At 64.0% G+C, this 22,845-nt stretch carries 14 protein-coding genes; 2 read left to right on the top strand and 12 right to left on the bottom strand.

Annotated features, from left to right (window positions below; all coding sequences use genetic code 11):
• Positions 1-69: 69 nt before the first annotated feature.
• From CAG00_RS03250 to pip, 5 genes are all read right to left on the bottom strand, one after another.
• Positions 70-867 (bottom strand): transporter substrate-binding domain-containing protein, encoded by a 798-nt coding sequence (locus CAG00_RS03250; protein ID WP_024087841.1) that lies wholly within the window; start codon positions 865-867, stop codon positions 70-72.
• 275 nt (positions 868-1,142) lie between these two features.
• Positions 1,143-3,716: a glucans biosynthesis glucosyltransferase MdoH gene (gene mdoH, locus CAG00_RS03245; protein WP_025340923.1), complete on the bottom strand. Its 2,574-nt coding sequence runs from the start codon at positions 3,714-3,716 to the stop codon at positions 1,143-1,145.
• Positions 3,709-5,370: a glucan biosynthesis protein gene (locus CAG00_RS03240; RefSeq protein ID WP_085663488.1), complete on the bottom strand. Its 1,662-nt coding sequence runs from the start codon at positions 5,368-5,370 to the stop codon at positions 3,709-3,711. The genes mdoH and CAG00_RS03240 overlap by 8 nt, the downstream gene beginning before the upstream one ends.
• 323 nt (positions 5,371-5,693) lie before the next feature.
• Positions 5,694-6,131 (bottom strand): D-aminoacyl-tRNA deacylase, encoded by a 438-nt coding sequence (gene dtd, locus CAG00_RS03235; RefSeq protein ID WP_085614643.1) that lies wholly within the window; start codon positions 6,129-6,131, stop codon positions 5,694-5,696.
• Positions 6,128-7,099, bottom strand: coding sequence for a prolyl aminopeptidase (pip, locus tag CAG00_RS03230; RefSeq protein WP_013974556.1), 972 nt, complete (start codon positions 7,097-7,099; stop codon positions 6,128-6,130). Before pip ends, dtd begins: the two co-directional genes overlap by 4 nt.
• Positions 7,100-7,269: 170 nt before the next feature.
• Here pip and CAG00_RS03225 point away from each other — a divergent pair, with 170 nt between their 5' ends.
• Positions 7,270-12,795: a dermonecrotic toxin domain-containing protein gene (locus tag CAG00_RS03225; RefSeq protein ID WP_256578947.1), complete on the top strand. Its 5,526-nt coding sequence runs from the start codon at positions 7,270-7,272 to the stop codon at positions 12,793-12,795.
• A 59-nt stretch (positions 12,796-12,854) separates the two neighbouring features.
• Here CAG00_RS03225 and hutG read toward each other — a convergent pair whose 3' ends face one another.
• The 7 genes from hutG to hutC form a co-directional block, all read right to left on the bottom strand.
• Positions 12,855-13,658, bottom strand: a complete 804-nt coding sequence (hutG, locus tag CAG00_RS03220) for an N-formylglutamate deformylase (protein WP_085663486.1) — start codon at positions 13,656-13,658, stop codon at positions 12,855-12,857.
• Positions 13,659-13,668: 10 nt separating this feature from the next.
• Entirely contained in the window at positions 13,669-14,874 is a 1,206-nt protein-coding gene (gene hutI, locus CAG00_RS03215; protein WP_085663485.1) for an imidazolonepropionase, read from the bottom strand.
• A gap of 16 nt (positions 14,875-14,890) precedes the next feature.
• Positions 14,891-16,294: an amino acid permease gene (locus tag CAG00_RS03210; protein ID WP_023663049.1), complete on the bottom strand. Its 1,404-nt coding sequence runs from the start codon at positions 16,292-16,294 to the stop codon at positions 14,891-14,893.
• A 153-nt stretch (positions 16,295-16,447) separates the two neighbouring features.
• Positions 16,448-17,980 carry a histidine ammonia-lyase gene (gene hutH / locus CAG00_RS03205; protein ID WP_003259868.1) on the bottom strand — a complete coding sequence of 511 codons (1,533 nt, stop codon included), beginning with the start codon at positions 17,978-17,980 and terminating at the stop codon, positions 16,448-16,450.
• A 107-nt stretch (positions 17,981-18,087) separates the two neighbouring features.
• The gene (gene hutU, locus CAG00_RS03200) at positions 18,088-19,761 is read right to left on the bottom strand and encodes a urocanate hydratase (RefSeq protein WP_013974561.1); all 1,674 of its coding nucleotides are present in this window, start codon (positions 19,759-19,761) and stop codon (positions 18,088-18,090) included.
• A gap of 261 nt (positions 19,762-20,022) precedes the next feature.
• Positions 20,023-20,595 (bottom strand): HutD family protein, encoded by a 573-nt coding sequence (locus tag CAG00_RS03195; RefSeq protein ID WP_013974562.1) that lies wholly within the window; start codon positions 20,593-20,595, stop codon positions 20,023-20,025.
• On the bottom strand, positions 20,592-21,302 hold the full coding sequence (gene hutC / locus CAG00_RS03190; protein ID WP_013974563.1) for a histidine utilization repressor: 711 nt from the start codon (positions 21,300-21,302) through the stop codon (positions 20,592-20,594). Before hutC ends, CAG00_RS03195 begins: the two co-directional genes overlap by 4 nt.
• A gap of 145 nt (positions 21,303-21,447) precedes the next feature.
• Between hutC and CAG00_RS03185 the strand changes: the two genes are divergently transcribed.
• Positions 21,448-22,812: a formimidoylglutamate deiminase gene (locus CAG00_RS03185; protein ID WP_085614632.1), complete on the top strand. Its 1,365-nt coding sequence runs from the start codon at positions 21,448-21,450 to the stop codon at positions 22,810-22,812.
• Positions 22,813-22,845: the final 33 nt, after the last annotated feature.

Below are 22,845 nucleotides of genomic sequence, written 5' to 3'. Positions count from 1 at the left end.
TTCCGTAAATACGAACGCGCAGGGTTTGCCTGCGCGTCGGGGTCATAAAGCCGGCTTGTGGCCTGGGCCTTATTCCATTTCCTTCAGCCAGTCCTTGTTCTTGAACCACTTGTCGTGAATACGATCGTAGGTCCCGTCATGCTTGATCTGGTGCAGGAAGTTGTTGATGAAGTTGATGCTGTCGTAGTCGCCTTTCTTCAGGCCGAAGGCCAGCGGCTCGTAGGTGAAGGGTTCTTCGAGGAACAGCAGCTTGCCGGCACCGGCCTTGTCCACTGCCACCACGTTGTACGGCGCGTCGTAGACGAAGGCGTCAGCCTTGCCGTTGACCACGTCCATCACCGCTTCCTGCTCGTTGTCGTAGCCGTGGTACTTGGCCTTGGCGATCAGCTTCTTGGAAACCATTTCGCCGGTGGTGCCGAGCTTGGAGGTGATGCGGTACTTCTCGTTGTTCAGGTCCTTGTACGACTTGATCTCGCCTGCCAGTTCCTTGCGGATCAGCAGGGTCTGGCCAACCACGATGAAGGGTTCGCTGAAGTTCAGGCGCAGGTTGCGTTCCTGGGTCAGGGTCATGCCGCTGCCGATCATGTCGAACTTGTCGGTCAGCAGGGCCGGGATGATGCCGTCATAGGCCGTGGATACCGGCTCGAACTTGACGCCCATGGACTTGGCCATGGCTTTGAGGATATCGACTTCGAAGCCGATGATCTCGCCACGCTTGTTGGTCATCTGGAACGGCATGTAGGTCGGGTCCATGCCCACCCGCAGGGTGCCGCGCTTGACCGCGTCATCGATCGCGCCCGCCTGGGCTGCCGTCACGGCGACCAGGGCGGTGACACCGACCAGCAGTCGCGAAAGGTATTTCTTGATCATCACCAAGTCCCCTAGCAAGAAAAGTAGCGAATCTTATTGTTGGCACGGCCGTGGCGGCCGATGCGTCATATCGGAGAGGGATGCTAACGCATGGCGGCTCGGGGACCTAGAGCCGGGGGGGACTTTGTTGGCCAAAATCCATCATGCAGGGACATTGCTAGCGAGGGCTTTGCCCTCGTTTCGCGACACAAGGCCGCTCCTACAGGGGCATGCATTCCCTTGTAGGAGCGGCCTTGTGTCGCGATAGGGCCGCAAAGCGGCCCCTGGGCCGATCAGGCGCCGACAAGTGCCGGTTGGCCTTCATTCTCCGGATGCAGCGGCAACAGCGGCGAATGCGGGTCGTTCTTGATCGATGCACGCCACACGTTGATCCACGCCGCATTGTGCTCGGCCCAGACCTGCTCGTGCAGGCGGGTCAGCGCCACCGGGTCGCTGAGCAGGGCCAGGCGGGTATTGAGGTCCAGCCCTTGCGGCCCGACCTCCATCGCCTTGGCCACGCGCTCGACGCGCAGTGCCTCGATCGGCGCCGCCTGACCATGACGGGCAGTGGCCATGGCGCAGGCCAGGGCGTTCTGCCGCGGGTCGACCACAGCCCGCACGAAGCCGTCATGCAGGGCATGCCAGCGGTTTTCGTGGGTGTACTGGTCGGTGGCCAGCAGCTCTTGCGGAGTGGCGTATTCCTCGGGGATGAGGAACAGCTTCTCGTCCTTGGCCGCCAGGCCCAGGCGGGTGCGGCTGGAGATCACCGAAACCGGGATCGACAGCACCAGCGAACCAACGATTGGCGCCAGCCACCACAGGAAGCTCGGGTTCAGCCAGGCCACCAGCGCCGCCCAGGCAATGCCCAACAGGGTCTGCGGGCCGTGGCGGCGCACCGCTTCGCTCCACGGCGTGGAGTCGTCGTCACGCTGCGGCGAGTTCCAGGTCGCGGCCCAGCCGAGGAACGCGGCCAGCACGAAGCGGGTGTGGAAGATCATGCGCACCGGTGCCAGCAGCATGGAGAACAGCATCTCCATCAGCATCGACAGGGTGACCTTGATACGCCCGCCAAACTCTGTCGCGCCCTTGGCCCAGATCAGGATGACGCTGAGCAGCTTGGGCAGGAACAGCAGCACGATGGTGGTGGAGAACAGCGCCACGGCCTTCTCCGGGTGCCACTGCGGCCACAGCGGGTAGAGCTGGTACGGCTCGATGAAGTACTGCGGCTCCATCAGCGTGTTGGTCGCCAGCAGCGCGGTCGACAGCACCAGGAACAGGAACCACAGCGGTGCCGACAGGTACGACATCACCCCGGTGAGGAACACCGCACGGTGCACCGGGTGCATGCCCTTGACCAGGAACAGGCGGAAGTTCATCAGGTTGCCGTGGCACCAGCGGCGGTCGCGCTTGAGCTCGTCGAGCAGGTTCGGCGGCAGTTCTTCGTAGCTGCCCGGCAGGTCGTAGGCAATCCACACGCCCCAGCCGGCACGGCGCATCAGCGCGGCTTCGACGAAGTCGTGGGAGAGGATTGCACCGGCGAACGCACCCTTGCCCGGCAATGGCGCCAGGGCGCAGTGCTCGATGAACGGCTTCATGCGGATGATCGCGTTGTGGCCCCAGTAGTGCGACTCGCCCAGCTGCCAGAAGTGCAGGCCGGCGGTGAACAGCGGGCCGTACACGCGGGTGGCGAACTGCTGCAGGCGCGCATACAGGGTGTCCATGCCCGAGGCCTTCGGCCCGGTCTGGATGATGCCGGCGTCCGGGTTGGCCTCCATCAGGCGCACCAGGCTGCTCAGGCACTCGCCGCTCATGACGCTGTCGGCGTCGAGTACGACCATGTACTTGTATTCGCCGCCCCAACGACGGCAGAAGTCGTCGAGGTTGCCGCTCTTGCGCTTCACCCGGCGCCGACGGCGGCGGTAGAAGATACGGCCGAAGCCTTTGGTTTCGCGGCACACGTCCAGCCAGGCCTGTTGCTCGGCCACGGCGATGTCGGTGTCGTTGGTGTCGCTGAGCACGAAGAAGTCGAAACGGTCGAGGTTGCCGCTGGCGGCCACCGACTCGAACGTTGCGCGCAGGCCGGCGAACACGCGCGGCACGTCTTCGTTGCAGATCGGCATCACCAGCGCGGTACGCGCCTCGGGCGCGATCGGCTCGTTGCCTGCACTGCTACCCGAAATCTTGTACTTGTCACGCCCGGTGAGCAGCTCGAGGAAGCCCATCAGCGCGGTCCAGAAGCCCGCCGATACCCAGCAGAACAGGATGCCGAAGAGAACCAGGATGGACGTCTGCAAGGCATACGGCCAAACCTGCACCACGGTGTCCCACAGCGGCTGGTTGACGACTTCGTCAAAGTCCACGAACGACCAGCCCTGGTACGGCAGGATGCCCTTCATGTACCAGCCGGCAACGATGGTCTGGCCGATCATCAGCGCCAGCAGGATGTAGCGGCGGATCGAGCCGACCGTACGCCAGCGAGCTGGCGGCAGCTCGCGCTTGGGCGGCTGCGGGGCGTTGGTGCGGCCGGTCATGCGCCGCCACATGCGGATCAGCACGTTGGTACGCCATGGCTCGGGCACGACCTTGGTGCGCTTGATCGGCGGAGCGATCTTCAGGCACAGGCGGCCGCTGCCGTCGACGCCAAGCATCTCGGCGTCTTCCAGCTCGGCGGCGCTGCCTACGGTCAGGCGCGGGCCCACCGAGGCCTGGACGGCCTCGGCAGAGCTGGCGGCCGGGTTGGCCGCCAGGCGTTGGTGCAGCTCACTGAATGACGTGCAGCTGGCGAGCTCCGCCCGTTGCTCGTCGCTCAGTGGTAGGTGGGCCAGGTACTCGCGAAGCGATTCCGGCCTTGCGCTTGAGTTACTCATCGGCAGGCAACTGATAGCTCCAGGTCTCGGTCAGCACCTTCTCGGTGGTGGCCGGGGTCCCGTTGGTGGGCGCCGCATCGGCGGCAGGTTGTTCGGCCTTGGCAGCTTTCTCGGCCTTGACTTGCTTGGCTGCAGCCTTGTCCTGCTTGGCGTCCTTGGCAGGCTTGGCGGCTTCGACCGGCACGTCACGCACCAGCGCGGCACGCATTTCGGTCGATTTGTTGGCTTCCTTGACCTTCAAACGCAGGGTCAGGCGCCAGCCCTTGGTCTCAGGGTTATAGCGCAGGTTGTTCTCGACCACCTCGGCGTTCTCGCCCACGCTGATCTGGCTGCGTACGGCGGTGTCTTCCGGCAGGGCGGCCAGCGCCGGGCCGGCGAAGTCGACCAGGAAGGCCACGCTGCCGTCTGGCTGGCGGATCAGGTTGGACTGCTTGACGTCGCCGGTGGAACGCAGGGTCTGCTTGACCCAGCCCAGCTCGGAGGCCTGGAACTTCGGCTCGTCGATGGTCCAGTGCAGGCGGTAGGCGTACTCGAATGGCTTGCCTGGCTCAGGCAGCTTCTCCGGGCTCCAGAAGGCCACGATGTTGTCGTTGGTCTCGTCGGCGGTCGGGATTTCGACCAGGTCGACGGTGCCCTTGCCCCAGTCACCCTTCGGCTCGATCCAGGCGCTCGGGCGCTTCTGGTAGTTGTCGTCGAGGTCTTCGTAGTCACTGAAGGCGCGCTGGCGCTGCATCAGGCCGAAACCACGCGGGTTCTCGACGCTGAAGTTGCTCACGGCCAGGTGTTTCGGGTTGTTCAGCGGGCGCCACAGCCATTCGCCGTTGCCGGCATGGATCGACAGGCCTTCGGAGTCGTGCAGGGCCGGGCGGTAGTTGAGGACCTTGGACGGCTGGTTGGGGCCGAACAGGTACATGCTGGTCAGCGGGGCAATGCCCAGGCGGCTGACATGGTCACGCAGGAACACGCGGGACTGCACGTCGACCACGGTATCGTTGCCTGGGCGCAGGGTCAGCTTGTAGGCGCCGGTGGAACGCGGCGAGTCCAGCAGGGCGTAGATGACCAGGTGCTTGTCGGCCGGCTTGGGCTTCTCGACCCAGAACTCGGTGAAGCGCGGGAACTCCTCGCCCGACGGCAGTGCGGTGTCGATGGCCAGGCCACGGGCCGACAGGCCGTACACGTGGCCCTTGCCGACCACGCGGAAGTAGCTGGCGCCAAGCAGGGTCATGATCTCGTCCTGCTTGTCGGCCTTGTTGATCGGGTACAACACGCGGAAACCGGCGTAACCCAGGTTCTTGGTGGTTTCCGGGTCGTGTGGCACGTCACCGAACTCGAAACGGCTCGGGTCGTACTTGATTTCCTCGACCTTGGTGGCGGTGACCTGGTTGATCTTCACCGGGGTGTCGAAGTGCATGCCCTGGTGATAGAACGACAGCTTGAACGGGGTCTTGTCCTTGGCCCACTCGGCCTTTTCCTGCAGGAAATGAATCTTCTGGTAGTCCGCGAACTTCATGTCGCGGAATACGGCCGGCAGGTTGCTTTTCGGTGCTTCGTACTTCTGGCCGGCCAGATCCTTTGCCTTGGCTGCAACATCGTCAAGATTGAATGCCCACAGCTGGCCCGCGCTCATCAGGCCGACCACTGCCACACTGGCCATCAGGGCCTTGCGCAGCCCGGTACCGGGGATTCTTGATGCTTTTTGGGGACTAACAATCACGAGCAACCCTCGCCGAAAACAGATCATGAAACCAACGGCCAGCGACAAATGCCGGGTTGGCGAGCACTGTTCGGACCCCGTGAGGGCGTAATGATTCCCCAAACGGATCCAGACAATGCTCGAGTCAGAGTGAAACGAACCTGCGAACGCAGGTCCATGCAGCGCGCGATTATCCAGCAGGTCGCGTGACAACGCATCAGGCTGGAACAACTATTTATCGTACAAAACCCCTTGTTTTCCTGTGAACAAGGGGTTTTTTACACTCACATTTGTAACATAAATGTTACGGGGCCATCATTGACCAGGTGCACCTGCATGTCTGCACCGAATTGCCCGCTTGCCACATCGGCGTGCTGGGCCTTCGCCTGCTGCAAAAGATAGTCGAACAACTCGGCGCCGAGGGCCGGTGGCGCTGCCGTCGAGAAGCTCGGGCGCATGCCGTTGCGGGTGTCTGCCGCCAGGGTGAACTGCGACACCAGCAACAAACCTCCCCCCACATCCTTGAGCGACAGGTTCATCTTGCCCTGCTCGTCGCTGAACACCCGGTAGTTCAACAGCTTGTGCAACAACTTGTCGGCCTGCTGACGGGAATCTTCAGGCTCGACGGCCACCAGCACCAGCAAACCCTGGTCGATGGCACCTACCACCTCCCCCGCTACTTCCACCCGCGCACCACGCACGCGCTGCAGCAGGCCCCTCATGCTTCTTCCAGGGGCAGGTCGAGCAGGCGCCGGGCCATCTGGTCGGCGGCACGCACCAGGGCATCGGTGATGCCCGGCTCGGAAGCCGCGTGGCCAGCGTCACGGATCACCTTCAGTTCGCTGTTCGGCCAAGCCTGGTGCAGCGCCCAGGCGTTGTCCAACGGGCAGATCACATCATAGCGGCCATGCACGATCACGGCCGGCAGGTGGGCGATCTTTGGCAGATCGCGGATCAGCTGGTCCGGCTCGAGGAAGGCGTTGTTCATGAAGTAGTGGCATTCGATACGGGCGATCGACAGTGCACGCTGCGGCTCGGAGAAGCGGTCGACCACCAGCGGGTTGGGACGCAGGGTGGCGGTACGGCCTTCCCAGGTGGACCAGGCCTTGGCCGCGTGCATCTGGGCGATCTGGTCGTTGCCGGTCAGGCGCTTGTGGAAGGCCGTGACCAGGTCACCGCGCTCCTCCGGCGGGATCGGCGCGATGTAGTCCTGCCAGTAATCGGGGAACAGACGGCTGGCGCCTTCCTGGTAGAACCATTGGATTTCCTGGGGCCTGCACAGGAAGATGCCGCGCAGGATCAGGCCATGCACCCGCTCGGGGTGGGTCTGGGCGTAGGCCAGGGCCAGGGTGGAGCCCCACGAGCCGCCGAACAGCACCCACTTGTCGATGCCAAGGTGCTCGCGGATGCGCTCAAGGTCCTCGACCAGGTGCCAGGTGGTGTTGTTTTCCAGGCTCGCGTGCGGCGTGGAGCGGCCACAGCCGCGCTGGTCGAAGGTGATGATGCGGTACAGGGTCGGGTCGAAGTAGCAGCGGCTCTGGGCGTCGCATCCGGCGCCCGGGCCGCCGTGGATGAATACCACCGGCAGACCTTCTGGCGAGCCGCTTTCGTCGACATACAGCACATGCGGCGCTTCCACGGCCAGATCGTGCCGGGCGTAGGGTTTGATCTGCGGGTACAGGGTCTGCATTGCGCACTCCGTGTGAGGATTATTCGGCCGTGGGCCATCATAAACCTGAATTGCGCTTTGAGCACTGCCCGCGCTGATGCCGCCGCACCTCAAGGGCACATATATCTACCTCCAGCAGCTCAGGCAGGCCCGCGATAGTCCCTCGCCCCAAATCAAGTAAGGGCCTCGCCATGCCAACTGCAGTCACTGCCGTGCCTAGTGTTCATTACGCCACCATCGAGCGCAGAATCCCCACCTGGCTCAAGCAGGCTCCACCAGAAACCCGACTTGCGATGCGCAACTGGCATCACCCCCCTGCCTGGCTGGTGACGGCACTCCAGCAACAACCGGAAGTCGCCAAGGCATGGCAGGAAGAGCACGCACGCCACCGCGAGCACCAGGTGCAGGTGCACAAGCTGTTCGAACAGCTTCCAACCCTGGAAACCTACGCCACCAAGGCACTCACCGAAGCCATCAAGCAGCGATTCAGGCTTGACCTGGATGTGCGCAACACCTACCTCGTCGATGCCCGCCTGATCGAAACGACCGACGCCATCGACAGCCGCCAGGCTGTCGACCGGGCTACACGCTCGCTGCTGCACTGCGCCTTGCACAACTTCGACCAGGCCGCCGCTGCCGAACATGGCATGGACGCGCCCGCCTCCTTGCTCAAGAGTTCGGTCATCGTCGATCACCGGCGCTTCATGGGCACCGTGCCGATCACCAATGCACTGGATATTGCCGCCGAAGACTTCGCCGACTTGTGTCGCACGCTGGATATCGGCGGCAAGTACCACGAACAGGTACATGCCATCTACTACCCGGTGGCCACGCCGTCACTCGGCGCCGATGAAGCCGCACTGGCCGTTTATGAAACCCTGGGGCGTGCCGAGGTCTCGGCATTCCGGCAATCCCTGCATTTCGCGCGCCTCAAGGGCGATATCAGCGAAACGCTATATTCCGCCGCTCTCGCCACACCACTTGACCAGGCGCCATCGCCCTCTTCGCCGGTGACATTCAGCTTGCTCGAGTTGTGGGAAGCCGAGCTGACCGGCGTTGTGCTCATTACCCTGCAAGCTGAAGGGCATCAGGCCGTGGCGCTGTACATCCCTGAAGACAGCACCACGCCCCTCAAGGAGTTCACCAGCCAGCAAGCCATGCACGACGAATTGCGCGACAGGCTCCAGGCCGATATCGGCTACCTGGACAAGCACCTCGCCGACCGCGACAAGGCGCCGATAACCACCCGCCTGAAGGACCGGCTCATGCCCCTCGCCTGGAGTGTTCGCGGCTTGCATGAACGTGTTCCGGACCCGCACGCCACCCTGTATCCGGTCATGAAGCCTTTCAGCCACGCCTTCCAAGGCGTGATGGCTTTCCAGAAGGCCCAGCGTCATGAAAAGGATGTGCTGTTCCACGCCACGCCAACCGAAATCGTCGACCGGCGCACCACGCAAGCCCACCGGGAACTGATCGCCGGCCGTGTGCTTACGGCCTTGAACATCGCCGGCTTCTTCGTGCCGGGGCTTGGCGAGGCAATGCTTGCCGTTTGCCTGGCCCAGCTGGCCCATGAGGTGTATGAAGGGATCGACGCCTGGGAAAACGACGAGCGTGATACTGCCTATGGCTATCTGCTCGATGTGATCGAAAACGTGGCCGTCATGGCCGCCCTCAGCGCAGCAGCCAAAGCATTGAGAGGCTCGCAGGGCAGCGAAACCGGCATGGCTTCGGAAGGGCCGGAGATAGAAGAGCCAGAGGATGAGGAGCCAGGGATAGCCCGTATTCCTATAGAAACGCCTTCATTCATCGAAGAACTGGAAGACGTGGAAACATCCGATGGTCAGATGAGGCTGTGGAAACCCGACCTCACGCCTTACCAGAGCTTCGAGACACTGCCCCATGACCTGGTACCAGACGAACTGGGCCTACGGCATCACCAAGGCAAGCGCTGGCTGGTACTGCAGGGCAATCAGTACATCGTCAGCCAAGCGCCAACGACTGGTGAATATCGTTTGCAACACCCTGCAAGTCCTCGCCGTTACCAGCCGCCAGTGCGGCACAACGGTGCCGGAGCATGGTTGCACGTTACCGATAAGCCACTGAGTTGGTCGGGTATGACACTCCTGCGCCGCATCGGCCACTTGAGTGGGCACTTCGACGAGCCGACGCTGCAACGGATTATCGCCGTCAGCGGCGTACACGAAGACGAGCTGCGCCGGGCCCTGGCCGAAAGCCAGCGGCTGCCGGCCTTGCTGGAAGACACCCTGCAACGCTTCAAGCTGGACGAAACGGTCCGCCAGCTGGCGGACGAGAGCACTCGGCCCGCTGAGTTTGCCAGGGCCTACGTCGGCCTTTCGCGCGACCTGGCGCCGGGCGCCGAGGCCATCCAGAGGGCGTATCCGAAATTGCCGTCAGCAGTCGCCAATGAGCTGGCGCGCGAGGCCAGTGCCAACGAACTGCAGATACTCGACAACGGCAAGGTACCACTGCGCCTTGCCGAAGAGGCCCGCATCTACCAGCAACAAATTCGCCTTGCCCGCGCCTGCGAAGGGCTGTACCTGGCCAGCGTGCCAAACTGGGATAGCGACCTGTTGATCGTGCATACGCTCGAACGCTTGCCAGGCTGGCCTGCACAGACCAGGCTCCGGCTGCTCCAGCGCATGTCCTGGCCGACCCAGGATCATGCCATAGGCACACTGGACACCCGCCCATTCAAGACCATCACCCATGCCCAGGCAGGGTACATCGTCCACGACGCAAGCCTGCCCAGCGCGGCGGTCAAGGTGTATTCAAGCCTTTACGCTGCATTGTACGAGGCACTGCCAGCGGCCATGGCAAGCATGGACATCGCCGATCAACAAGCGCTGCAGCGCCTTGTACAGGAAAGCCCGTTGCTGCCCCGCCCGGCCTTGAGGGTGCTGCTGGGCATGCAGCCCGTACGCCCAGGCTACCGTTCTCCCATGCGCCTGGCCGATGGCCGCCTGGGCTACCCACTCAGTGGCGGCGGCCCGGCCACCCATGGCATCACCCGCCAGCAGCTGTTCGAAGCTATCGAAGCCACAGGGCTCGCCGCACGCACCGGCCGCTCGGCGGATCAGATTCTGCTGGCACTTGCCAGCCGCGGCCGCACACAGCTGCAGATATTCGAACATTTGCAGACGCTGCTGGAGCAACGCAACGAGCTGCAAAGCAGCCTGGACGATTGGAGCGAAGCCATTTCGCCGGCAAGCGACCAGGCAGCACAGGACTACGACAGCCTGCGTGACTCGATCATGCAACATTGGTACGACACTGCGCTGGACGAGAGCACCGGGCCCACCACAGAACTGCGTATCGCCCGCGTCCCGCTTGCCGACGTGCCCCTCACCTTGCCCGCTTTTTTCAACGCACGCGTGCGCAGCCTGAGCCTGATCGACTTACCGTCAGGGTCCTTGGCGGGGTGGGCGCAAAACGAGCGCCTGCTGCACCGCCTGCTCAGGCAGATGCCGCAGATCGAGTCGCTGGAAATCAGCCGTCCGTTTGACCCCAGGGCAACGCCCTCGCCCTTCCTGTTCAGCGTGCCCACCATCACCGAGTGCCTGCCAGGGTTGCAACGACTGGTGCTTACCAACCAGAACATGACGCTTTCCGAAAGCGACCTGAACCTGCTGTCAGCGCTTCGCCAATTGAGATACCTCGACCTGAGTGGTAACCGGCTGGCGCAGAGCAACAGGCCAAGCTTCCATGAATTGACCCTGGATTACCTGGGCCTGGACCAGATGCAATTGGCCCAATGGCCGATCGGGATTGGCAGCGACGCCCTGGCGCGCATTGCCCACCTGTCATTGCGCCACAACAATCTCAGGTCGTTGCCCACGTTCCTGCTTCATGAAGCGGACATGCTGACCACGCCACCGGTGATCTCGCTGGAAGGCAACAGTATCAATGAATCCCACCTGCAGCGCTTGTTGCTGAACGAGCACATCGACACCTCGGGTATCACCACGGACCAGCCAGCAGCACTTTCCGAACAGCTAGCACGCATTCGCGATGAGCGACGGCAGATGCGCGATGCGATCGATGGCTGGGCCCAGGCATCCAGTTCGAGCAACCCATTGACCCAGGCCGCACTGGCGGACAGGCAACGTATCGCGTCAGCGATCGACCAATTCTGGGAACAGCAGGAGCAGGGCCAGTCATACCTGCGCCTGCAACTCGAGGACGTGGCCATCGAGCATTTCCCCAGGCGGCTTCCAGCGTTCTTCGGCGCCCGCGTACGTGCACTCAGCCTGACGCGGTTGCGAGGCAGCACCTCACAGCTCGATGAACTACTCAGCCGGTTCCCTAACATCAGCCGGCTGACCATCGATGAACACCAGGCCGCCATGCCATCGCTGGCATCCGCCCTGGCTCGCCTTCCCCAACTCACCTACCTGGAGTTTCGCAACATGGGCCTGGAGGTCGACCAGGCCATGATGGACATTTTCGCAGGGCTGCGAAACCTGACCTCGCTGGACCTGTCGGGCAACCGTGCAGGCAGCATCGACCATGTGCCCGCATCGCTGGCCAGCAACCTGCAGTCACTCGCATTGACCAACATGAACCTGCAAGCCTGGCCCAGCTGGTGTGACAGTTTGCTGCCACTGGAACTTCTGGACCTGAGCTCGAACAACATCACCCAGTTGCCCGAGCACATCCTGACGAACCTGAACAATCCCATGCCAATCTCGTCGATCGCCTTGTTCGACAACCCACTGCCTCTTGAAACCATCCTGCGGGTACGCACCTTCTCGGACAGCCAGCACAGCTATTCCTTTGCCCTGGATATCCCCGACGACCTGATGTTCTTCGATTCTTCGAGCGAAGGGTCTCTCGACCACCCTCACTTCCCACTGCTGGGCGATGATACGCCCAGCCTTGAGGACTGGATGCTGGGTAGCGAAGCACAGAATGCCGCGTTGCAGGACTGCTGGGAGCGGCTCGAAGGCAGTGATCTGTTGCGTCTGACGGGCCGTTTGCACAATGCCGCCCCATACGTTGACCCGAATACGCGAGCCACCTTCTGCGAACGGGTGCGCTTGATGCTGGTGGTGGCTGCAAGCAACGAAAGCGAACGCCCGATCATGGAGAGCATCGCCGCAGCGGCATTGCCAGACCCGGTAACCGGCTCGCAGACCTGCCATGACGGAGCGCTGCAGGAGTTCAACAATATTGAACTGTACCTGATGAGCCAACGCCTGTTGGTCGACGCCGGCGATTCCCTGCAAGCACTGCGTCGTCGGCTGTTGCAGCTTTTCCGGATCGAACAGCTGGAGCTGCTGGCCAACCAACGGACCGGCTCGGGTGACCTGGTCTCGGTACGCCTGGCCTACCGCCGGGAACTGGCCAGGGAACTGGACCTGCCGATCGCCGACAGCATGCGTTTTCGAGGTGCTGCGAACCTGGCGCGCGATGAGCTATCCAGTGTGCTGGAAAAGGTCCGGAAAAGTGAACTGAGCGATGCACTGGTCGACTACATGCTGGCGAATACGGACTGGACCACGCGCCTGCGCGCCGAGTGTGCCGACCGCTTCGCCGAAATAGACGCACGTTTCCGCCTGCGGGTGCTCGAGCTGGCCAGCAAGGACCACTCGCTTCAGGACGAGTTGAACTTGCAGCAAGGCCTGCAAGATGACAGGGACCAGGAAGAGAACGAGCTACTGCGCGAACTTACCATCAAGCAGATCAACAACAACTGACCCGTAGTGACTGGCGACGCGCATGGCCTGCATCGCGTCGCCATTCTTACTGGCGAACTTCACCGCCCGTAATGTGCCTTGCCCCAATCCAGCACTGCCAGCAGAAGCTGCTTCAACACCTCCTGTGTCGGCCGTGCCAGGTCTTCGCGGTAAGCGAACGGCTCGGTCTCTTCCATATAGGTGCTCTGCGCCAGCTCCAGCTGCACCGCATGGATGTTGTTGGCCGGATCGCCGTAATGCCGGGTGATATGCCCGCCCTTGAAGCGGCCATTGAGCACATGGCTGTAGCCCTGAGCCTGGGCGCACACCTCGTTCAGCCGTTCGGCCAGAGCCGGGTCGCAGCTGGCGCCGTTGAAGGTACCCAGGTTGAAGTCCGGCAGCTTGCCGTCGAACAGGTGCGGGATCAGCGAACGGATCGAATGGGCGTCCCACAGCAGGGCGTAGCCGAACTGCTCGCGCAGCCGCGCCAGCTCGCGACGAATCGTGTCGTGGTAGGGGCGCCAGATCTGCTCCAGATACTGCTTGCGCTCCTCGCCTGTCGGCACCAGCCCGTCCTTGAACAATGGCTCGCCATCGAAAAGCGTGGCCGGGTACAGGCCAGTGGTGGCACCGACGTACAGTGGCTTGTCGTCATCCGGCCGGTTCAGGTCGATGACGAAGCGCGAATACTCCGCCGCCACCACGCTGGCGCCCATGTCTCGGGCAAAGTCATACAGCCGTGGAATATGCCAGTCGGTGTCCGGCAGGCTGCGCGCCTGATCGACCAGGCCGTCTCGTACCGCCGGCGACAGTTGCAGGCCGGCATGGGGCATGCTGATCAGCAGCGGCAGGCGCCCCTGGTGAAAACTCAGTACCTTGTCCATCGTGCCTCACTCAGTTGGAAATCTCGTGGCCCTTGCGCACCACGCGCTTGGGCAGGTCGCCGCCCAGCCAGTAGGCCAGATCGGCGGGGCGTTCGATCTGCCAGGCGACGAAGTCGGCGACCTTGCCCACTTCCAGCGAGCCGTGGCTGTCGCTCAGGCCCAGCGCCGTGGCGGCGTGCACGGTGACGCCGGCCAGGGCTTCTTCCGGGGTCATGCGGAAGCAGGTGCAGCCCATGTTCAGCATCAGCCGCAGCGACAACCCTGGCGAGGTGCCGGGGTTGAGGTCGCTGGCCAGGGCAATCTTCACGCCGTGGCGGCGCAAGGCGTCCATCGGCGGCAGCTGGGTTTCGCGCAGGAAGTAGAACGCGCCCGGCAGCAGCACGGCGACCGTGCCGGCTTTTGCCATGGCAATGGCGTCTTCCTCGGTCATGAATTCCAGATGGTCAGCCGAAAGCGCCTGGTAGCGCGCCGCCAGGCTGGAGCCGTGCAGCGACGACAACTGTTCGGCGTGCAGCTTGACCGGCAGGCCCAGCTCGCGCGCCTTGATGAACAGCCGCTCGACCTGGGCCGGAGAGAACGCCAGGTGTTCGCAGAAGGCATCCACTGCGTCCACCAGGCCTTCGGCGGCCAGGGCCGGCAGCATTTCATCGCAGATGTGCGCGATGTAGTCGTCAGCCCGGCCGACGTATTCCGGCGGCAAGGCATGGGCTGCCAGGCAGGTGGCGCGCACCGACAGCGGCAACTCGTCGGCCAGGCGCCGAGCCACACGCAGCATCTTGCGCTCGTTGGCCAGGTCCAGGCCGTAGCCGGACTTGACCTCGATGGTGGTCACGCCATCGCGCATCAGCGCCTGGACCCGCTGGCGAGCACTGGCGAACAGCTCGTCTTCGCTGGCCGCGCGGGTGGCCCGCACGGTGCTGGCGATGCCACCGCCCTGTGCGGCGATTTCGGCATAGCTCACGCCCTGCAGGCGCTGCTCGAACTCACCGCTGCGGTTGCCACCGAACACCGCGTGGGTGTGGCAGTCGATCAGCCCCGGGGTGACCCAGGCGCCGCCCAGGTCCACCGTACGCTCGGCATCGACCGACGCCAGCTCGACGCGTGGGCCGATCCACTCGATCAGCCCGGCGTTGGTGACGATGGCCGCGTCCTCGATGGCCGAGTAACGGCCCTCGGCCATGGTTGCCACATGGCAGTGCTGCCAGACGGTTCTCATACATTGACTCCTGTACTTAGCGGTGCAGCTCGGCCGGTTCCGCTACTGGCTTGCCCTGCCCTGCGCGCGGCTTGCACCACAGCAGGTAGGACGCCACCAGGAACACCACCCAGACCACGCCGACGAGCAGTGCCGCCTGGGTATCCGGGAAGTAACCGAGCACGCCAAAGATGAACACCATGAACGCAATGGCCATGGCCGGGCCGTAAGGCCAGAACGGTACCGGGAACTGTAGCTGGGCCACTTGTTCACGGCTCATGCTGCGGCGCATGGCCACTTGGGTGAGCAGGATCATCAGCCACACCCACACGGTGGCGAAGGTAGCGATCGAGGCGATCAGCAGGAACACGTTCTCCGGGATCAGGTAGTTGAGCAGCACGCCGATCAGCAGCGCAGCCCCCATCACCACCACGGTCATCCACGGCACGCCGTGCTTCGACAGCTTGCTGAAGCCGCGCGGCGCGTGGCCTTGCTGGGCCAGGCCGTACATCATGCGGCCGGCGCCGAAGATGTCGCTGTTGATGGCCGAGATCGCGGCAGAAATCACCACGATGTTCAGCACCGCGGCGGCAGAGCCGATGCCCAGGTTACTGAAGATCTGCACGAACGGGCTGCCCTGGCTGCCGATCTGCGGCCATGGGAACAGGCACATCAGCACGAACAGGGTGAGCACGTAGAACAGCAGGATGCGCAACGGCACGGCGTTGATAGCCTTGGGGATGACCCGCTGCGGGTCCTTGGCCTCACCGGCGGTGACACCGATGATCTCGATGCCGCCGAACGCGAACATAACCACGGCAAAGGAGGCGATCAGGCCACCCACGCCATTGGGCATGAAGCCGCCGTGGTCGAACAGGTTGCTGACACCCACGGCCTGCCCGGTGCCTACCTGGCTGAAGCCGAAGGCCATGATGCCGAGGCCGGCCAGGATCATCGCCACGATGGCGCCGACCTTGAGCAGCGACAGCCAGAACTCCATTTCGCCAAAGACCTTGACGTTGCACAGGTTGAGGCCGCCGATCAGGAAGACGATGCCCAGCACCCAGATCCAGCGGGCCACTTCCGGGAACCAGAAGCCCATGTAGATACCGAAGGCGGTGACGTCGGCGATGGCGACGATGACCATCTCGAAGGCGTAGGTCCAGCCGAGGATGAAGCCGGCCATGGGGCCGAGGTAGGTGCTGGCGTAGTGGCCGAACGAGCCGGCGACCGGGTTGTGCACAGCCATTTCGCCGAGGGCGCGCATGACCATGAACACGGCGGCGCCGCCGATCAGGTAGGCCAGCAGCACGGCCGGGCCGGCCATCTGGATGGCCGAGGCGGAGCCGTAGAACAGGCCAGTGCCGATGGCGGAACCGAGGGCCATGAAACGGATGTGGCGGGCACTTAGCCCGCGCTTTAGACCTTGAGCTTGTTGCATGTCACGTCCTTAAATTGTTTTTGTGGTCGTGAGATCGAAGGGGGCTGCCTTGCAGCCCTTTCGCAGCACAAGGCTGCTCCTACAAGGGAGCGCGTCGCCTTTGTAGGAACAGCCTTGTGCTGCGAATGGGCCGCACAGCGGCCCCTGGGGGCATTACAGGCTTGGCAGCACACCAGCCGGCAGCAGGCCGGTCAGGCGACCCTTGGCCAACAGTTCCACGGCCTTTTCGATGTCGGGCGCGAAGAAACGGTCACGGTCGTAGTGCGGCACTTCGCTGCGCAGCGCCTGGCGCGCCTGCTCCAGCTTGGCCGAGGTCTTCAGGCCCTTGCGCAGGTCCAGGCCCTGGCAGGCGCCCAGCCATTCGATGGCCAGCACGCCACGGGTGTTTTCGGCCATTTCCCACAGGCGCTTGCCGGCAGCCGGGGCCATCGACACGTGGTCTTCCTGGTTGGCCGAGGTCGGCAGGCTGTCGACGCTGTGCGGGTGCGACAGGGCCTTGTTCTCGCTGGCCAGGGCAGCAGCGGTGACCTGGGCGATCATGAAGCCCGAGTTGACCCCGCCGTTTTCCACCAGGAACGGCGGCAGCTGGGACATGTGCTTGTCCATCATCAGCGAGATACGGCGCTCGCTGAGCGAACCGATTTCGGCAATGGCCAGGGCAATGTTGTCGGCGGCCATGGCCACCGGCTCGGCGTGGAAGTTACCGCCGGAAATCACGTCACCTTCGGCAGCGAACACCAGCGGGTTGTCCGACACGGCGTTGGCTTCGATGCCCAGCACCTCGGCGGCCTGGCGCAGCTGGGTCAGGCAGGCGCCCATGACCTGCGGCTGGCAGCGCAGCGAGTACGGGTCTTGGACCTTGTCGCAGTTCTTGTGCGACAGCGACACTTCGCTGGAGTCGCCCAGCAGGTCACGGAAGCAGGCAGCGGTGTCGATCTGGCCGCGCTGGCCACGCACTTCGTGGATGCGCGCATCGAACGGCGAGCGCGAGCCCAGTGCGGCTTCGACGCTCAGGCCGCCGCAAGCGATGGCAGCGGCGTACAGGTCTTCGCCCTGGAACAGGCCACGCAGGGCATAGGCGGTGGACGCCTGGGTGCCGTTGAGCAGGGCCAGGCCCTCCTTGGCGGCCAGGGTCAGCGGCTCGAGGCCGGCCACGGCCAGGGCTTCGGTGGCTGGCAGCCACTGGCCCTTGTAGCGGGCCTTGCCTTCACCCAGCAGCACCAGCGACATGTGCGCCAGCGGGGCGAGGTCGCCGGAAGCGCCCACCGAACCCTTCAGCGGGATGTGCGGGTAGACTTCGGCGTTGACCAGGGCGATCAGCGCGTCGATGACTTTGCGACGGATGCCGGAGAAGCCACGGCTGAGGCTGTTGATCTTCAGCACCATGATCAGCCGCACCAGGTCGTCATCCAGCGGCGCGCCGACACCAGCGGCGTGGGACAGCACCAGCGAGCGCTGCAGGTTTTCCAGGTCGTGGCTGGCGATGCGGGTCGAGGCCAGCAGGCCGAAACCGGTGTTGATGCCGTAGGCGGTGCGGTCTTCGGCAATGATCTGCTCGACGCAGGCAACGCTGGCGTCGATGGCCGGCGCGGCGCTGGCGTCCAGTTGCAGGCGCACGGGCGCGGCATGGATGGCGCGCAGCTGGGCCAGGGTCAGGGTGCCGGGCTTGAGGGTCAATTCGGTCACTTCACTACTCCAATCGCGTGGAGCCGCAGGCCCGTTTGTGAGTGCCTGCGTGCTCCTTCTTGTTGTTCAGTATCACCCCTTGTGGGGTGCGATCCAAAGCGTGGCGATCAGCCAGTGATCATCGGCAGGTCCAGGCCCTGCTCCTTGGCGCACTCGATGGCGATGTCGTAACCGGCATCGGCATGACGCATCACACCGGTCCCTGGGTCGTTGGTCAGCACGCGAGCGATACGCTCGGCGGCTTCATCGGTACCGTCGCAGACGATGACCATGCCAGAGTGCTGGGAGAAGCCCATGCCCACGCCACCACCGTGGTGCAGCGAAACCCAGGTAGCACCGCCGGCGGTGTTCAGCAGGGCGTTGAGCAGCGGCCAGTCGGAGACAGCGTCGGAACCGTCGCGCATGGCTTCGGTTTCACGGTTGGGGCTGGACACCGAACCGGAGTCCAGGTGGTCACGGCCGATCACGATCGGTGCCGACAGCTCGCCGCTGCGTACCATTTCGTTGAACGCCAGGCCCAGCTTGGCGCGCAGGCCCAGGCCAACCCAGCAGATACGTGCCGGCAGGCCCTGGAAGCTGATGCGCTCGCGAGCCATGTCCAGCCAGCGGTGCAGGTGGGCGTCGTCGGGGATCAGTTCCTTGACCTTGGCGTCGGTCTTGTAGATGTCTTCGGCATCACCGGACAGCGCCGCCCAGCGGAACGGGCCGATGCCACGGCAGAACAGCGGGCGGATGTAGGCCGGCACGAAGCCCGGGAAGTCGAAGGCATTGGCCACGCCTTCTTCCTTGGCCATCTGGCGGATGTTGTTGCCATAGTCGAAAGTCGGAACACCCTGCTTCTGGAAGTCGAGCATGGCTTGCACGTGCACGGCCATCGATTGCTTGGCGGCCTTGACCACTGCAGCCGGCTCGGTCTGCGCGCGGTCGCGGTACTGTTCCCAGGTCCAGCCGGCTGGCAGGTAACCGTTCAGCGGGTCGTGGGCGCTGGTCTGGTCGGTGACCATGTCCGGGCGCACGCCACGCTTGACCAGCTCTGGCAGGATTTCGGCAGCGTTGCCGTGCAGGGCGATGGAGATGGCCTTGCCTTCGGCGGTGTACTTGGCAATGCGTGCCAGGGCGTCGTCGAGGTCAGTGGCCTGCTCGTCGACGTAGCGGGTTTCCAGACGGAAGTCGATGCGGCTCTGCTGGCATTCGATGTTCAGCGAGCAGGCACCGGCCAGGGTGGCGGCCAGTGGCTGGGCGCCGCCCATGCCGCCCAGGCCGGCGGTCAGTACCCACTTGCCTTTCAGGCTGCCGCCGTAATGCTGGCGACCGGCTTCGACGAAGGTTTCGTAGGTGCCCTGGACGATGCCCTGGCTACCGATGTAGATCCAGCTGCCGGCGGTCATCTGGCCGTACATTGCCAGGCCTTTGGCGTCCAGTTCGTTGAAGTGTTCCCAGTTGGCCCAGTGCGGCACCAGGTTGGAGTTGGCGATCAGTACGCGCGGGGCGTTGCTGTGGGTCTTGAACACGCCGACCGGCTTGCCCGACTGCACCAGCAGGGTTTCGTCGTCTTCCAGGCGGGTCAGGGTCTCGACGATCTTGTCGTAGCACGCCCAGTTACGGGCAGCGCGGCCGATACCGCCGTACACCACCAGTTCTTTCGGGTTTTCCGCGACCTGTGGATCGAGGTTGTTCATCAGCATGCGCAGTGGCGCTTCGGTCAGCCAGCTTTTGGCAGTCAGCTTGTTGCCACGTGGGGCACGGATTTCAACGTCACGGTATTTGTTGTTGTCGGTCACGGGAAAGGTCCTCTGCGGTCGTCCGCGGGCGGGTATGTCGTGGTAGATATACAAACACACCTTTACTTGTATGTACAAGCATGGACAACCAAAATAATCGGACTTTTCCGCTGAGCGGCCAAAAAAACCCGGGGCCGCTGCGCGGCCCTTTCGCGACACAAGGCCGCTCCTACAGGGGACCGCGCCAGCCAAAGCATGCACGGTGCGTGTAGGAGCGGCCTTGCGTCGCGAAAGGGCTGCGCAGCAGCCCCCCCGGCTATCTCAACGTGAAACGAGTTCGATCAGGCAGAACCGCCCCTGCACATCCAACCCCAACAACTGGTCATTGCCCTCCAGCCGCAGGCAGTCATACAACCCCAACCGCTGCGTCTCGCGCCCGGCAATACCCACCTCGACCTGGCTGCTGGCAGCGAACAGCAACACCGTCGACGCCGAGCTGTACAAGCGGCTGGTGCCATCGAACCACTGCAACCGCGCCCGGTAGCGCTGCGGTGCGTAGATCAGGTTGAAATCGCGGATCGCCCCGCCCAGCAGCTTGCAGCTGACCTGACTCTCGCCGCTGAAGGCGAAGGCATCGAACGGCAGCAACGGCCTGCTGGCCTGGCCGTCGACCAGCAGGCGCATGCCGTCACCCTGCAGCACGGTGATGATCCGCTGGTAGCCGGCGAAGGTGGAAAACCCGCCGGACTCCTCGATATCGGCAATCGACAAGCGCCAGCCAAAGCCGTCCAGGCCTTCGCCACTGTCGCGGGTGATCTCTTCGGTGAAACCACCACCGTTCTTCCACGGCATGCGCGGGTAACCCTGCGCACGCAACAACTGCAGCTGACTCATTTACTGAAACGTCCTTCCAGGCGATGACGGGAACCGGGGTGGATCAGCCGCGCGGCGGTCACCGGCTGGCGGCCGGACCAGGTGCGGCGGCGGATCAGCAGGCAGGGCTCGCCCCGCTCGATCTGCAACAGGCGGCATTCTTCCGGCTCGGCCAGGATTGCCTCGACCACGTGCTCACCCTCGGTCAGCGGCGCCACCTGCGACAGGTAGGCGTAAGGCGTCTGCCGGGTGAAGTCCTGCTTGAGGTAGTCGGGGGCAATCGCCGCATTGACGTAGCGATCCTCGATCTGCACCGGCACGCCGTTCTCGAAATGCACGATCAGCGAGTGGAACACCCGTTGGCCTTCGCGCATGTCCAGGGCCAGGGCCCGCTCGGAACCGGCCGTTTCCTCGGTGAGGGTGATCACCTGGCAGCTATGCTGGTGGCCACGCGCGGCAATCTCGTCGGCGATGTTGTTGACCTCGAACAGCGCCGAACGCCCCTTGGGCTCGGCCACGAAGGTACCGACCCCTTGCATGCGCACCAGCAGGCCTTCGGCGGTAAGTTCGCGCAGGGCGCGGTTGATGGTCATGCGGCTGAAGCCCAGCTCGCTGACCAGTTCGCTCTCCGAGGGCACCCGGTGATGCGGTGGCCAGCTGCCGTTGTCGATCTGCTGGATGATCATCTGTTTGACCCGGGCGTACAGCGGAGCCGGGCCCTCGCCCATCTGGGCAACCAGCGCGGAGACAGGTGGTGTCGGCACGGCGTTGGATCCTTGTGCAAATGGAATGAGCGGTAGCTTGCCGCAGTTTACCCGGCAGGCAAACGCCTGTATATGTATATACAAGTTAACAATAACAGGATTTTCACCGATGTCCGCCTACTTCGCCGAACGCGCCCTGCTGCCCACGGGCTGGGCCAGCCATGTCCGCATCGAGGTCACCAGTGATGGCCATGTGGCCCGCATCGAACCGGGTGCCTCGGCGGAAGGCGCCGAGCGGCTGGCCGGCCCGCTGCTGCCCGGCATGCCCAACCTGCACTCGCATGCCTTCCAGCGCGCCATGGCAGGGCTGGCGGAAGTCGCCGGCAACCCCAACGACAGTTTCTGGACCTGGCGCGACCTGATGTATCGCCTGGTCGGCCAGATCAGCCCGGAGCAGCTGCAGGTCATCGCCCGTCAGCTGTACATCGAGATGCTCAAGGCCGGCTACACCTCGGTCGCCGAGTTCCACTACGTGCACCATGACCAGGCCGGCAAGGCCTACGCCGACCCGGCCGAACTGTCCCGCCGCATCAGCGCGGCTGCAGCCGACAGCGGCATTGGCCTGACCTTGCTGCCGGTGCTGTACAGCCACGCAGGCTTCGGCGGCCAAGCCCCGAATGACGGGCAACGGCGCTTCATCAACTCCACCGAACAATACCTGCAACTGCAAGCGCAGCTGGCCCCGCTGCTGGCCGCGCAACCCGCGCAGCAACTGGGTTTGTGCTTCCATTCGCTGCGCGCCGTGACGCCCGGGCAGATCGCCGAAGTGCTGGCAGCCAGCGACAAGCAGTGCCCGGTGCATATCCATATCGCCGAGCAGCAGAAGGAAGTCGACGACTGCCTGGCCTGGAGCGGCCTGCGCCCGCTGCAGTGGCTGTACGAGCACGTGGACGTGGACCCACGCTGGTGCCTGGTACATGCCACCCATGCCGAGCCGGATGAAGTCACCGCCATGGCCCGCAGTGGCGCGGTAGCCGGGCTGTGCCTGACCACCGAGGCCAACCTGGGCGACGGGATTTTCCCGGCAGTGGACTATCTGGCACAGGGTGGGCGCATGGGCATTGGTTCGGACAGCCATGTGTCGCTGAGCGTGGTGGAGGAACTGCGCTGGTTGGAATACGGCCAGCGGCTGCGCGACCAGCGGCGTAACCGCCTGTATCGCGGCGACCAGCCGATGGTCGGGCGCACGCTGTATGACGCTGCGCTGGCGGGCGGCGCGCAGGCACTGGGGCAGGCGGTCGGGGAACTGGCCGTGGGCAAGCGCGCCGACTGGCTGGTGCTCGATGGGCAGGACCCTTACATCGCCATGGCCGATGGGGATGCGATTCTCAACCGCTGGCTGTTTGCCGGGGGCGATCGCCAGGTGCGGGATGTGATGGTGAATGGGCAGTGGGTGGTGCGCCAGGGGCGGCATGCGCAGGAAGAGCAAAGCGCGCTGGCGTTTGCCGAGGTGTTGCGACAGCTTTTGGGGTGAGTTTATTGGGGCCGCTTTGCGGCCCATCGCGAC

This window comes from Pseudomonas sp. B5(2017), from assembly GCF_002112825.1.
Taxonomy (GTDB): Bacteria; Pseudomonadota; Gammaproteobacteria; order Pseudomonadales; family Pseudomonadaceae; genus Aquipseudomonas; species Aquipseudomonas putida_Z.
Note: the sequence above shows the minus strand (reverse complement) of the source record. Positions and strands in the feature narration are given on the sequence as shown.